General features: G+C 76.0%; 12 protein-coding genes. 4 read left to right on the forward strand and 8 right to left on the reverse strand.

Translation table 11 applies throughout. The features are described from left to right. The first annotated feature begins 103 nt into the window (after positions 1-103). The 3 genes from DZF91_RS39885 to DZF91_RS18390 all read left to right on the forward strand — a co-directional run bounded on the left by DZF91_RS39885 (position 104) and on the right by DZF91_RS18390 (position 2,169). Positions 104-706, forward strand: coding sequence for a hypothetical protein (locus DZF91_RS39885; protein ID WP_158587975.1), 603 nt, complete (start codon positions 104-106; stop codon positions 704-706). A gap of 94 nt (positions 707-800) precedes the next feature. Beyond that, positions 801-1,571 (forward strand): hypothetical protein, encoded by a 771-nt coding sequence (locus DZF91_RS39890; RefSeq protein ID WP_158587976.1) that lies wholly within the window; start codon positions 801-803, stop codon positions 1,569-1,571. 211 nt (positions 1,572-1,782) lie between these two features. Next, positions 1,783-2,169 (forward strand): hypothetical protein, encoded by a 387-nt coding sequence (locus DZF91_RS18390; RefSeq protein WP_117358688.1) that lies wholly within the window; start codon positions 1,783-1,785, stop codon positions 2,167-2,169. 119 nt (positions 2,170-2,288) lie between these two features. Here the strand turns inward: DZF91_RS18390 and DZF91_RS18395 are convergent, their stop codons facing one another. Beyond that, the gene (locus tag DZF91_RS18395) at positions 2,289-3,503 is read right to left on the reverse strand and encodes an NAD(P)-binding domain-containing protein (RefSeq protein WP_117358689.1); all 1,215 of its coding nucleotides are present in this window, start codon (positions 3,501-3,503) and stop codon (positions 2,289-2,291) included. A 14-nt stretch (positions 3,504-3,517) separates the two neighbouring features. Continuing rightward, on the reverse strand, positions 3,518-4,528 hold the full coding sequence (locus DZF91_RS18400; protein ID WP_117358690.1) for an ATP-binding protein: 1,011 nt from the start codon (positions 4,526-4,528) through the stop codon (positions 3,518-3,520). Between the two features lie 444 nt (positions 4,529-4,972). On the opposite strand from DZF91_RS18400, the gene DZF91_RS18410 reads away from it, so the two are divergent. Continuing rightward, complete coding sequence (locus DZF91_RS18410) at positions 4,973-6,076, forward strand: glycoside hydrolase family 26 protein (RefSeq protein WP_199486719.1); 1,104 nt, start codon at positions 4,973-4,975, stop codon at positions 6,074-6,076. On the opposite strand, the gene DZF91_RS18415 is transcribed toward DZF91_RS18410, so the two are convergent. The 6 genes from DZF91_RS18415 to DZF91_RS18440 form a co-directional block, all read right to left on the reverse strand. Next, entirely contained in the window at positions 6,073-7,287 is a 1,215-nt protein-coding gene (locus tag DZF91_RS18415) for a glycosyltransferase family 4 protein (protein WP_158587977.1), read from the reverse strand. The two genes, DZF91_RS18410 and DZF91_RS18415, sit on opposite strands and share 4 nt — an antisense overlap. Further along, positions 7,284-8,423, reverse strand: a complete 1,140-nt coding sequence (locus DZF91_RS18420) for a GNAT family N-acetyltransferase (RefSeq protein ID WP_117358693.1) — start codon at positions 8,421-8,423, stop codon at positions 7,284-7,286. Before DZF91_RS18420 ends, DZF91_RS18415 begins: the two co-directional genes overlap by 4 nt. Before the next feature lie 7 nt (positions 8,424-8,430). Next, complete coding sequence (locus DZF91_RS18425; protein ID WP_117358694.1) at positions 8,431-9,141, reverse strand: YveK family protein; 711 nt, start codon at positions 9,139-9,141, stop codon at positions 8,431-8,433. Further along, entirely contained in the window at positions 9,138-10,400 is a 1,263-nt protein-coding gene (locus tag DZF91_RS18430) for a glycosyltransferase (RefSeq protein ID WP_117358695.1), read from the reverse strand. The genes DZF91_RS18425 and DZF91_RS18430 overlap by 4 nt, the downstream gene beginning before the upstream one ends. Continuing rightward, on the reverse strand, positions 10,397-11,188 hold the full coding sequence (locus tag DZF91_RS18435) for a polysaccharide deacetylase family protein (RefSeq protein WP_199486720.1): 792 nt from the start codon (positions 11,186-11,188) through the stop codon (positions 10,397-10,399). Before DZF91_RS18435 ends, DZF91_RS18430 begins: the two co-directional genes overlap by 4 nt. Further along, positions 11,188-12,906: lipid II flippase MurJ (locus tag DZF91_RS18440; RefSeq protein ID WP_117358696.1), on the reverse strand; the 1,719-nt coding region annotated here is incomplete at its 5' end. The genes DZF91_RS18440 and DZF91_RS18435, both read right to left, overlap by 1 nt.

The raw sequence follows: 12,906 nt of genomic DNA on the forward strand, positions 1-12,906 counted from the left end.
CCCGGAGCGTCCCCGCCGTCCCACGGCCGGCGGGCGCGCCCGGCGGCGGAGGCCGGGGGCACCGGCCGGACGAGCCGACGAGTACGACAGGGGGATTCGTTCCATGTCCTGGATTTCCGACTGGTTCCACCGTCCGGCGTCCGCCCCGCAGCCGGCCCGCACCGCGGCTCCGGCCACCACCCGGGCCACCGCACGGGCTGCCACGCGGTCCTCCACCCGGGCCGCCGGACGCGCCGCCACACGGGCGTCCGCCCCGTCGTGGGCGTCGGGCTGGACCGGCGGGACGCGGACCGCCGCACCGGACTTCCCCGGCCTGAACCTGGACGACGACGCGACGCCGTGGGGCGCGCCCGACACCCGCCACCTGGAGGAGCTCCAGGTCGTCGTGCTCAAGCTGTCCGGGCTTCGATGCAGCCTCCAGGTGCCGGACGACGGACGGCCCTACCTCAGCATCTGCCGCCCCGAGGCCGTCCGGATGCGGCAGACCGTGTGGTGCGAGCGGACGGTCGCGCCGCGCGACCTCGCGTCCGAGCTCCTCGGCGACCGCGCGGAGGGCTGCTGCTCCCCCTCGTCCACCGACGCCTCGTGCGGTTTCGTCTGGGAGCTCGGTCCCATCGCGCCCGCGCACGAGGTCTTCGAGGCCGCGGTCGTCATCATCAACACCATGACGGCGGTTCACCCCTCCGGGGGACCCGCGCCGCGCTGATCCCCTCCGCGGGGGGAGTCGCCGCCCGGGCGCGGGTCGGCAGGGTGGTGCCCGTTCACGATCACCGAACCGGTGCGCACAGAACGGACCACCCATGAACACCACGAAGATCGCCGTACTCGCGCTCGCCGCCGCCGCGGTCGGCACCGCAGCCGTCGCCACCACCGCGTCCGCCACCACCGCGTCCGCCACCACCGTGTCGGCCACCACCGCGTCGGCCGCGCCGAGGGCCGCCGTCCCCAAGGCCGACGCGCTCGCATCGCACGGTCCCGGCTCGCACGGGTCCGCACCGCAGGGGCCGTCCGCGCCTTACCGGGCCGGGGCCGCGCGGGTCGTCGGCAAGGCGGAGGTCCGCCGCACCTACCAGCGCGACGACGACGTGCGCGCCTTCACGATCGACGCGCACGCCGCGCCGTACACCCGGCCGCTGCCCGGCGCGGACGGAGGCCGGGACCTGCCCGGCGCGCCGAACGACGCGACCGGCACCGTCACGGTCTCCCACTCCACCGTCGACAAGGGCCGGAGGGTCACCTTCACGGCGCGCGCCACCGTGGACTCCCTGATCACCGCTCCGGGGTACGCGTCGGTGACGGCGGTCGTCACCTGGACGAGCCCCGGCGGCCCGCCGTGGGTCGGGCGGCGGCTCGGCCTCAGCGTGTACGACGCCGGGAAGGACGCGCCGGGCCGCTCCCGCGACCGGCTCGGCTACTCCTGGGAGTTCGCCAACCTGAGCAGGGCCGACGACGGAAACTGGACCGACGAGACACCGGTCGGGACGGCCATGGCGCCCGCCCCGTTCGCCCCCGTGACCAGGGGCGGATTCACCGTCACCCACGCCGACCTGCCGCTTCTTCCGGGGAGCTGACGGGCGCCGCGCACCGGGGGTGTACGGCGGGGAGAGGTGCACCTACCAGCGCGGATACAAATCACTGGCGTCCCCCTCGCGCGTCGGCGGCGTTCGGGAGTGTCGCCCGCACCGCAGGCCACTATGCGGGGGAACGACGTGTGCGGCCCGCCGGAGGGTCGGCGCCCGCACGCGCGCAGCGCCCGCCGTTGCTCCCGCTCGAGGAGGACAAGTGAGCACGCTGAACCCCTACTGCCCGGACTGCGGGGCCGCCGTCGCCCATCCGCACGCGGAGGGCTGCGGCGTCGCCCGCTGCCTGTTCACCGGCGGGCGGCGCCTCTCCTGCGGGTCCCGGCACCGTGCCGACCTCGAACTGGACCACGCCTGCGGCGGGGACGAGTGGACGGGGCGGTGGCCCGGCGAGGCCGAGGCCGCGGAGTTCGGCTGGTGGACCTGCTGGGACGGCCCCGGCCCCGAGCAGGGCTGGGACTACCAGGGCCAGGGGTGGGTCCAGGTGCCCGAGGGGACCCCGGGAGCCGTCCCCGACCTCGACCGCCTCAGCACCGACGCCCAGTGGGACCGCCACGCCCTGCGCTGGGTCCGCCGCGTCAACCGCTGACGCACCGACCGGTCGCCCCTGAAAGACCGCCCGCTGACCAGGCGGTTCGGAGGTCACGGCGCCGGGGTCTGCCGTCCGGCCGCGCTCGCCCCGCCGCCCCGTCGCCCCGCCGCCTCCCGTCAGCGGTGGGGCGGACGCACCCGGCGCGCGATCCGGCGGGCGCAGAAGTCGGCGCCGTGGACGAACCGCATGACGGGTCCGAAGCTCGCGGCGGCGGCGAGGCCGGTGAAGAAGAGGCCGGGGACGCTGCTCTCGAACCCCGCGTCGAGCCTGGGCGCGCGGCCGGTGCGGACGACGTCGCGGCGCAGGTCGGGCGAGAGGACGCCGACCCGCTCGACGTCCGCGCTGAACCCGGTGGCGGCCAGGACGTGGTCGACGGTGACGGACCACGGGGCCCCGGACCGGTCGACCGCGGCGAGGGTCACCCGGCCGCCCGCGAGTCCGGCCCCGGTGATCCGCCGGACCGGCGTGACCTCGATACCGTCCCCGAACCGGTCGCGCAGCCACCAGGCGCCCGCCGGACCGAGCGTGGTCCGGACGAGCCGGGCGCGGGCGGCGTCCGACAGCAGCCGGGTGTACTGCGGGCGCTCGGACCACACCCAGGTGCGCCAGCCGCGTCCCAGGCCGGACCGCGGTCCGCGCAGCAGCCTGACCAGGGGTGACGCGCCGCCGTCGTCCGGAACCGCGTTCCACCGCAGCCTCGCGGTGCGGGTGACCAGGTGCGGCTCCGCGCCCTGCTCGGCGAGCAGGACGGCGGTCTCCAACGCCGACTGGCCCGCGCCGACCACGGCGACCCGCCGCCCCTTGAAGGCCGACAGGTCCCGGTACTCGCTGCTGTGGCCGCACACCCCGTCCGGCAGATGCCGCAGCTCGGGTGGCATGTCGGCGAACGGCCCGACACCGACGGCCAGGACGACGTTCGCGGCGGAGACCACCTCGCCCGTCGCCAGGGCGACCTCGAACCGCCCGCCGGCCGGGCCGCCCGCTCGGTCGTCCGAGCGGGTGACGCGGGTGACCAGCGTCGGTTCGGTCGGCAGGCCGACCTCGCGGGCGAACCACTCGCCGTAGGCGGTGAAGGTGTCGAGCGGGATCGGCCGTCCGGTGCGCCAGCCCGGCCGGTAGTCGGTGAAGGCCGTCCCGGCGGTGGGCGCGCTGAGGCTGGACGCGAACGGCTCGGACTTCAGGAACATGCCCGCGGGCATGTGGTTGTGCCAGAAGTCCATGGGCGTGCCGATGATGCGGCAGTCCGCTCCCGCGTCCCGGAGGTGGGCCGCCACGGAGAGGCCGTAGGGACCGGCGCCGACGACGACGGTCCCCGTGCTGGAGGTGGGCACTTCCGGATCTCCGTTCAGTGGTGGCGGGGGTCGTCGCCGGGCACGGTCGCCCCTCGTCGGGCGCTCGTCCGCGTGACGGCCCACCTGCCGGCCCGCGAGGTCGTCCGTGCGGTGCCCCCGACGATCCTGCGCGCCGCGACCATCGCGCTCTGCCGGACGAGCGTCGCCATCGGGGCGAGGTCGTCCGCGGCGAGCCAGGCCAGCTCGCCGTGCCGGAGGGCCGCGAGCGCGTGCCGCGGGGTCGCGGCCATCAGCGGCAGGTAGTGGTTCTCGACGAGGATCCTGCGCCCGAACGCGGGAAGCGGCGGCGGGACGGGACGTCCGGACCCCACCAGGTGCATGACCCGCACGAGGTCGACTCCCCGCCGGTCGGTGAACAGCCGGAACTGGGCCCCGAGCCGCGGGTTGTAGTCGAGCAGGCTGTAGGTGCCGTCCCGCTGGTCGTAGCGGAAGTCGAGGTCGGCGGGCCCGGTGTAGCCCAGGCGCTTGGCGATCGTGCGGACGTGCGTCTCCAGCGGCGGGTTGGGCAGCCACTCCCCCACGACGGTCGCGCCGGTGCGCCGCGGGTAGGCCAGCCGCTTCTTGCCCGTGCCGCCGAAGACGAGATTCGACTCGTCGTCGAAGTAGCCCTGGAAGAACCAGTCGTGCCGGGTGTCGCCGACGATCCGCTGGAAGACGACCGGGCCCGCCGCGCGGTGGCCGGCCGACCGGGCGAGGGCGAGCCGGGCGCGGGCCTCGCGGAGGTCGTGCACCAGGGTGGTGCCGCGCTCGCCGGGCGGCAGCGCCCACGGCCGGGCCCACTTGGCGATCAGCGGGAAGCCCAGCGCGGCGAGGTCCGCCTCGGCCAGGTCGGGCCCGGACGGCACGTGGCTGGCCGGGACGGGGATGCCCTCGCGGCGGCAGCACTCCAGCAGCGCGGACTTGTCCGCGACGTCGGCGGGCGCGTGGCTCATGCCCGGAAGCCGGAAGGCGCCCTCCAGCGCCGCGTGCTGCTCGGCCGAGAACAACGCGGCGGCGTCGTCCATCGGGATCAGCAGCGGGGGACGCCCGATGTGCTCGGCGACGCGGGCGAGGTGGGCGGGGACGCCCGATGTGCTCGGCGACGCGGGCGAGGTGGGCCAGGAGGGCGGGGGCGTCGGCGGGCGACGGGCCGAGGGCGTGGGCCGACCGCAGGTACCGGGACCGGCTCGCGGGGCTGGCCCGGCCCTCCAGCAGCGCGTGGACGTCGATACCGGCGCGTCCGAGCGACCGGACCGCGGCGAGGGTCCCGTGGTGCAGCGGGTAATGGTTGGTGCGAAAGAGGAGCACCGGGAGCTCGGCGTCGAATTCGGGCGCCGACGGCACGTCGAGAAGCGCGCTGCGGTCTGCCGCTTCCGCCACCATTCACCCCGATCCGAAGCGGGTAAACACTTCCCCATACAGGACGGGCCCGCGGTTCTTCGATAAAAATCGTCGGGCATATTCTAGGCATGAGGAACGGTTCCGCGCGCGCGGACGCGCGGCGTTTCGCGCCATCACGGCCGAGGCTCCCCGCAATTCTCGGCGCCGTCTCGCTGACGACGGTCGCGGCCCTCCTGGTCCTCGGCGCCGGCGCGCCCTTCCGGACGTCCGCCCAGCGGGCCGGCGCCGATCAACCTGGCGCCGATCAACCTGGCGCCGATCAGCCGGGCGCGGATCGGCGGGGGGCCGGGCCGCCCGCGCACGCCACCCCGCTCGGGGCGTTCCTGGGGTCGGGGGCGGAGGGCGTCGAGCGCATGGAGGCGTTCGAGCGGTGGCTCGGCTCCCCGGTGGACGTCGGCCGCACCTACCTTCCGGGCGACGGCTGGGAGGGCATCGAGGGCCCGCCCGGCATCCTCGACCCCTGGACGGCCTGGAAGCGCGCCCACCCCGAGAAGCTCCTGGTCATCAACGTCCCGATGCTGCCGGGCAACGAGGACGGCGCGGCCGACGGCACCGTGGCCGCGATGCTCGCGGAGGGGGCGGGCGGCGCCTACGACCGGCACTTCCGCGAGCTGGCCGGGCGGCTCACCCGCGGCGGGGCGAACGACGCGGTCATCATCCCGGGTTGGGAGATGAACGGCGGAACCTACACGAGCCGCTGCGCGCCCGACCCGACCGCCTGGCGCGCCTACTGGCGACGCGTCGTCGCGGCGATGCGCTCGGCGCCGGGCGCCCGCTTCCGCTTCGACTTCACCGCCAACCGGGGCCGCGACACCATTCCCTGGCCCGACTGCTATCCCGGTGACGACGTCGTCGACATCATCGGCTCGGACAATTACGACCAGCCGGAGGGCGCCGACTTCGGGCAGTTCATCAGCGAGCCCTACGGATTGGACTACCAGGCGGAGTTCGCGAAGAAGCACAAGAAACCGCTGTCCTTCCCGGAATGGGGAATGTTCCGCAATTCCGACAACCCCACCTTCGTCTCGGAGATGCACCACTGGATGACCACCCATTCGGTGGCCTACCAGTCGATCACCGACTACTGCCCGCACGGCGTCTGGGGCTGCGCGCAGAACCCGCGCTCCTCGGCGGAGTACCGCAGGCTGTTCGGCGGCCGAGGCGCGCCCTAACCCACCGGGACGGCGCTGCCGAGGGCGGGGGCGTCGGCGGTGCCCATCGCCACGGCCAGGGTGAGCGCGCAGAGCCGCCGCTGGGTCTCGGCCACGTCGAACCCGCGGGCGTGGACGGCCGCCGCCTCCCCTTCGGCCTCCGCGCACGCCGGATCGCGCAGGCGGACGGCCAGGGCCTCGGCGAGCGCGTCCGCGTCTCCGCAGGCCACCAACGCGCCGACCTCGGGCGGCACGACCTCGGCCAGGCCGGGGATGCGGCTCGCGACCACGCTGCGGCCGACCGCCATCGCCTCCAGCGCGACGAGCGGCAGCCCTTCCCAGCGGGACGGCAGGGTGACCACGGTCGCGGCGGCGTACCAGTCGCGGGGGTCGGTGGCGTCCTGGACGAACCGCACCCGCCCGCCGCCCCGCCGCCGCAGCCCGTCCAGGGCATCACCCGTTCCGACGATCGCGAGTTCGGCGTCCGGGCAGTGCGCGGCCAGCCGGTCCCAGGCGTCCAGGAGGACGTCCTGGCCCTTCTGGCGGGTGACGCGGCCGAGGCACACGACGAGCGGCGCGTCCGGGGCGAGCCCCAGCCGTTCCCGCGCCAGTTCGCGTTCGCGCTGGTCGGCGGGCTGGAAGGCGCAGAGATCGACTCCGTTCCGGATCGTCCACACCCGGTCCCGGATGCCCTTGGCCGCCGCCTGGGCGCGTTCGCCCTCGCCGACGCAGACGATCGCGTCGGCGCTCCGCGCCGCCCACCGCTCCCACGCCGCGCTCACACGGGCGAGGGCGCCGTCGCAGGTGAGCCACGACCATCCGTGCGGCTGGAAGATAACGGGACGTCCGGCGGCGACGCCCGGGAGCCGTCCCGCCAGTCCCGCCTTCGACGAGTGCAGATGGACGACGTCCGGCCGCAGGGACGCGATGATCCGGCGCAGGGCGCGGACCTCGTCCAAAGTGCTCGCCCCCGGTGCCCGCTCGGCGCGCCACGGGACCTGCGGGACGTCGTCGGCCTCCAGTTCCTCCGGAAGGCGGCCGTCCGGCGGGCAGGCCACGGAGACCTCCCAGCCGCGTCGGCGCTGGGCCGCGACGGCCTGCACGACGCAGCGGGCGACGCCGCCCGTCGTGGGCTGCGAGACGTGCAGCACCCGCAGCGGACGGCCCTGAGCCTCGGTCCCGTCCGTGGACGCGTCCTCGGGGAGGTCCGCGATGGTGTTCTCGTCGGTCATGCGCCTCGCACCGTCCGCGCGGCCCGCCGCCATCGCGTCAGGCGGCTCCGTCCGGCCACCACGCCCAGGTAGCCGGCGGACCGGACGGAACGGCACAGGACGATCCGCTCGTTCCGCACCAGGTCCGGCCGCCACTTGAGCTTGTACCCCTCCTCGCCGCGCAGCAGGCTGAGGAACGGCACGCCGCTCCGGCACGCCAGCCGCAGGTCGTTGCCGAGCAGCATCAACGCCACGTCCATGCCGTCACGCAGCCCGGGCTCGGCGCCGTACAGGTACGCGCCGACCCAGTCCGGGCCGATCACGGCGAGGTCGCTCGCGACCAGGCGCCCGTCCTGCCGGTACTCGGTGAGCGCCGCCTGCCCGGACGCGATCATCTCCGTCGCCGCCTCGCCGAGCATCGCGGCGAACCGCGGCCGCGCGTGCTCCGGGTTGATCCCCCGGCCCTGCCACTGCCGCGCGTGCAGCCGCAGCATGTCGCCGACCGCGCGCTGCGCCTCGGCGGCGGCGGCCTCGCGGACGTCCAGGCCGCGCGCCTCGATCTTCCGCAGCCGCGCGCGGACCTTGCCCGCCGTCCGGCGCGGGAACCGTGCCGGGAACTCCCCCGGCTCGCACGCCGGAAGCCGCAGGCACACCGAGGACGGCGCGCGCGTCCCGGGACGCGGCCAGCGGTCGGCCAGCCGCGACACCGCCCCGTTCGGCATCACCTCGGGGAAGTCCAGGACGTCCCATCCCGGCTCGGCCAGCAGCGCCCCGGCCAGGTGGCCGGCCGCCGCCTCCGCGTGCCCGGCGTCGAGGAGCACGTCGGTGTGGTCGCTCTGCCCCGCGGCCGGCGGTGTCAGGACGCGGTGCCCGTGCCGCCACCGCATCATCAGCGGCGCGAGCGCGACCAGCCCGCCGTCCCGCCGCACCGTGACCAGGCGGAGCCGTCCGCGCCGGCCGTAGTGCCGCCACCAGGCGGCGTTCCAGGCCCAGGTCTGGAACGGCGTGGCACGGGCGCGGCGGTACAGGTCGTCCCAGTCCTCGCGCAGCGCGTCCCACGCGGCCTCGTCGCGGTGGACCTCGGTACGCCAGTGCGCGGCGTCCAGCCGGCAGGGCGGCGGGTGAGGCGGCTGGTAGGGCGGCGGGCGGAGGGTCACTTCTCGCTCACTTCGCGGCCTCTGTGCCGGTCCGGCCGGCCCGCGTCCGGCGGGACGGGCGGCCCGTCCGCTGCGGCCGGCGCAGTCCGGCGAGCATGGCCAGCGCCGCCAGGAGCCCACCGGACGCCGCGCCGACGGCGGTGTCCAGGACGGGTTCGGGCGAGCCGGCGGTGGCCGGGACGAGGGCGTTGCTCATCAGGACGACCCGGACGCCGGTGTCCGCCCGGTGGCCGGTCCCGTACCGGACGAGCGCGGCGGCGGCGGCGTTGGCCAGGGCTGCGGCGCGTCCCGGCCTCGGCGCGGACGCGGTGATCCGGATGAGCGGCGCGTCCGGCGAGGTGGACACGCGCAGGCGGCGGGCGGCCGACTCGGCCGACGACCCCCACGGCGGAGCGGGAGCCCAGGTGAGCGTCTCGGGCAGGACGGCGAGCCGGCCGTACGCCTGCGCGTAGTTCACCGCGTCGGTGGCGCTGCCGCTCTTGTCCGACGCGACCAGCACGTTCGCGGACGCCTCGTAGGAGGGCGGCATGAGCAGCCCGTAGCCCGCTCCGGCCGCCGCGCCGATGGCGATCATGGCCGCCGGGAGCGCGAGGCCCCGGGCCAGGCCCGCTGGTCCGCGCGGGGGTTCGGCGGTGACCGGCATGGGTCCGGTGTCCGTACTGTCGTCCGGGCCGGGGTCCTGGCCGTCCTCCGCGGTCCGGGTGTGGGACGTGGTCATGGGTGTGCCTCCTCGGAAGTCGTCATGGGACCCGGATGGTCGGCCTGGTAGAGCGCCACCAGCCGGGCGACCAGCTCGTCGATCGCGTAGGCCCGCGCGGCGGCGGCGCAGGGCCGTGCCGGGACGGGCCGCTCCATGGTGGACGGCGCCATGGCGGACGGCGCCGTGGTGGACGGCGCCATGGTGGACGGCGCCGTGGTGGACGGCGCCATGGTGGACGGCGCCGTGGTGGACGGCGCCATGGTGGACGGCGCCGTGGCGGACCGCTCCGCGAGTTCGCGGAGCGCCGCCGCGTACGCCTCGGCGGTGCCGGGCAGCCGCCGGACGGGTGGTTCGCCGGGCCCGCCCCCGGGCCGTCCGGCCAGGTCTTCGACGGCCGGACAGGTCGTGTAGAGCGTGGGGAGGCCGTTCGCCAGGGCCTCAAGGACGCTGAGCCCGAACGTCTCCTGCGCGGAGGGCGAGGCGAAGGCGTCCATGGCGGACAGGTGGGCGGCGACGTCCTGCCGCGCGCCCGCGAAGACGACCCGATCACCCGAGGCGGACGCCAGGCCGTGGAGGCGCGGCGCGTCCGGGCCGTCGCCGACGATCAGCAGCCGGGCGCCGGGGACCCGCTCCACGGCCTCGATCAGCACGTCCACCCGCTTGGTGCGGACGAGCCGTCCGACCGTCCCGACGACGAAGTCCGCCGGGCCGATGCCCAGCGCCTCCCGGACGCGTCCGCGCGCGACCGGGTCGAAGGCGAACGCCGCCGGATCGAGCCCGTTGGGGATGGTGACGAGCCGCCGCGCCGGGATCCCCCAGTCGCGCAGCCGCCGCTCGACCGTCGGCGACACCGCGACCGTTGCCGAGCCGAGCCGCTCGCTCGCGCGGTACATCGCCCGGACCGGCCACGTGATGCTGCGCCCTTCGAGGTGCCCGTCCCCCAGAGAGTGCTCGGTCGCGATGATGCGCCGCACCCCGGCGGCCCGCGCCGCGACCCTCCCGTACAGGCACGCCCGGTAAAGGTGCGTGTGGATGGCGTCGTATCGGCCCCGGCGCATCAGCGACACCAGGCGCGGCAGCACCTTCAGATCGCGGTTGTGCGCCATCCCCAGGTCGTGCACCGGAACGCCGAGCTCGCGCAGCTCACCGGCCAGCGTCGCCGGGCCGGTGAGCGTCGCCACCTCGCACCGCACCGGAAGGTGCCGCGCGAGCAGCACCAACTGGTGTTCGGCTCCGCCGAGACCCAGCCCGGTGATGAGGTGCAGGACGCGCGTCACCGCAGCCTCCGCTGCCGGAACCGGTGGCGGGCGAACTTCAGCCGCATCCGCAGCGCGCCGTCGCGCTCGCCGATGTAGGTGCGGGCGAGCGCGTGCCGGTCGGCGCCCGAGGTCCAGATCGCGCAGCCGTAGTCGTACCCGGCGTCCCGGACGGCCCGCACCACGCGCGGGCTGATGTTCCCGTACGGATAGGCGAACCCCGGAACCGGCCGCTGGAGCAGGTCCTCGAGGTGCGCGCGGCTGTCGCGCAGCTCGGCGGCGAGCTCGTCGTCGCCCGCCTCCGGGAGCGAGACGTGCCGGACGCCGTGGGACGCGACCTCCATGCCCGCCTCGGCCGCCGCGCGCAGCTGCCCGGCGTCCATGAGCGGCTTGCGCGGTCCGGTGTCCCAGGCGTTCCGGCCGCCGATCTCGCCGGTCACGACGAACACCGTCGCGGTGAACCCCCGCCGGGCCAGCACCGGGACGGCGTGCCGCACGAAGTCGGCGTAGCCGTCGTCGAAGGTGAGGCCGACCAGCCGCCGGTGCCGTCCCGCGGCCTTCGCCGCCAGCAGCTCCGCGACGCCGACGCCGCGCAGCCCGGCGGCCTCCAGTCCGCGCATCTGCCGCTCGAACCGTCCGGGCGTGACCGTGACGAGGTGCGGATCCTCCAGGCAGTGGTCCACGGAGTGGTACATCAGCACCGGCGGCAGCCGTCCGGGCCCACCGCCCGCGTCGGGTACCGGCTCTCCGTGCGTGTCGGGGGCGGGCGTGCCGCGCCGCCGGGAACCGGTCGTCCACTCGATGCCCATCAGCCGTTCACCCTCCGCGCGGCCGGCACCGGTTCGGCGGACGGAGCCGGACCGGCCTCGCCGACTCCCTCCGTCCCGCTCTGCTCCGCGCGCTGCCCGAGCCGGCCGAGTCCTGGCCGTCCGGTGCGCAGGACCCCCGCCGTCCCCGCCGCCAGCACCAGCGCCGCCGCCATGACCAGCGGCAGCACCGCGCCCCCGACCGCGAGCCGCACGATCGGCGGTGCCTGCCCGGCCAGCGCCCCGCTCACCCGCCCGGCGCTCGCCCCCGCGACCAGCGCGCATCCCGCGCCGAGCGCGAGACGCCGTCCCAGCAGCCCGAACCGGATCGGCGCGATCCTGCGCCGCACCGTCACCAGTTGCAGGACGGCGGCGACGCTGATCCCGACCGCGTTGCCCGCCGCGAGCGCCCCCGCCCCGTGGTCCGCGCTGAACGCGGCGGCGACGGCGAACGTCACCGCCAGTCCGGCCAGCATCGCCAGCGGCGTCCGCCACCCGGCGCGGCGTCCGGCGGACAGGGCCCGGACGCTCACTCCCAGCACGCACTGGGCGAGCAGCCCGAGCGAGTAGACCCGCAGGATCGCCGCCGTGCCCAGGGAGTCGGCGCGGGTGAACGCGCCGTGCTGGAACATCACCCGCGTGATCAGCGGCGCGAACGTCCACAGGTAGGCGATCGCGACGGTGATCAGCAGCCCCACCGCCGTCAGGTCGCCCTCAATCCGGCGGCGCAGCCGTCCCGCGTCGTCGTCCAGCTGGGCGCGGACGAGCCGGGGGAAGGTGACGGTCGCGACGAGGAGGGCGAGCACCATCGGCACCTGCGCGACCTTCTGCGCGTAGTTGAGCTGCGAGATCGTCCCGTCCGGGAGGCTCGACCCGAAGAAGCGCTCGACCAGCACCTGCGCCTGCCGCGCGACCGTGAACACCACCACCGGGGCCACCGCCGCGAGCTGCACCTGCCAGGACGAGAGCCGCGAGGACGTCCCGTCCCGCCCGGCGGGACCGTCACCCGGCGCAGCAGTGGGCGGCGCGTCGGGGACGTCCGTCGCACGCCCGCGCCGCAGCACCGCCACGAACGCGGGAAGCTGGACGAGGACCATGAGCACACTGCCGCAGGCCACCCCGAGGGCCGCGCTGGTGATCCCCCACGCGTCCGCCAGGGTGACCAGCATCGCGAGGATGCCCGCGTTGTAGGCGAGGTAGATCGCGGCGGGCGGCCCGAACCGGTGGTGCGGACGCAGCACCGCGCTGAGGAACCCCGCGACGCCGAACGTCAGGACGGTCACGGCCGTGAGCCGCAGGCAGGTCACCGCCTCGGCTCGGTCGGCGACACCGGGAGCGGCGATCCGGACGATCCAGGGAGCCAGGAGCGCCACGGCGGCCGACAGCGCCGACAGCGCCGACACCAGCGGCGGCGCGACACGGCCGACCAGCCTCGGCACGCCCTGCGGCCGGAGCATCGCGCGCGTCACGACCGGCACCATGACCAGCGCCATCGCGTCCTCGATGAGCAGCGGCGACACGGTCTCCGGGACCGTCCAGGACACCAGGAACGCGTCCGTGTCCGGCCCCGCCCCGAAGCGGTCGGCGAGCAGCAGGTCCCGGACGAACCCCATCGCCGTCCCGGCGCACACGAGGGCCGCCGAGAGCGCCGCCGCGCGGCCGACCGACAGGCCCGCCGAGCGGCCCCGCCCGGAGCCGCCCTCCGCGGCCGGGGCGTCCGC

The organism is Actinomadura logoneensis (assembly GCF_003428695.1).
GTDB lineage: Bacteria > Actinomycetota > Actinomycetes > Streptosporangiales > Streptosporangiaceae > Spirillospora > Spirillospora logoneensis.

What these genes read in the sequence shown, in the direction of transcription:
- DZF91_RS39885 (WP_158587975.1), top strand. Translation starts at nt 104, where the DNA reads ATGTCCTGGATTTCCGACTGGTTCCACCGTCCGGCGTCCGCCCCGCAG.
- DZF91_RS39890 (WP_158587976.1), top strand. Translation starts at nt 801, where the DNA reads ATGAACACCACGAAGATCGCCGTACTCGCGCTCGCCGCCGCCGCGGTC.
- DZF91_RS18400 (WP_117358690.1), bottom strand. Translation starts at nt 4,528, where the DNA reads ATGGACGACGCCGCCGCGTTGTTCTCGGCCGAGCAGCACGCGGCGCTG.
- DZF91_RS18410 (WP_199486719.1), top strand. Translation starts at nt 4,973, where the DNA reads ATGAGGAACGGTTCCGCGCGCGCGGACGCGCGGCGTTTCGCGCCATCA.
- DZF91_RS18415 (WP_158587977.1), bottom strand. Translation starts at nt 7,287, where the DNA reads ATGACCGACGAGAACACCATCGCGGACCTCCCCGAGGACGCGTCCACG.
- DZF91_RS18425 (WP_117358694.1), bottom strand. Translation starts at nt 9,141, where the DNA reads ATGACCACGTCCCACACCCGGACCGCGGAGGACGGCCAGGACCCCGGC.
- DZF91_RS18435 (WP_199486720.1), bottom strand. Translation starts at nt 11,188, where the DNA reads ATGGGCATCGAGTGGACGACCGGTTCCCGGCGGCGCGGCACGCCCGCC.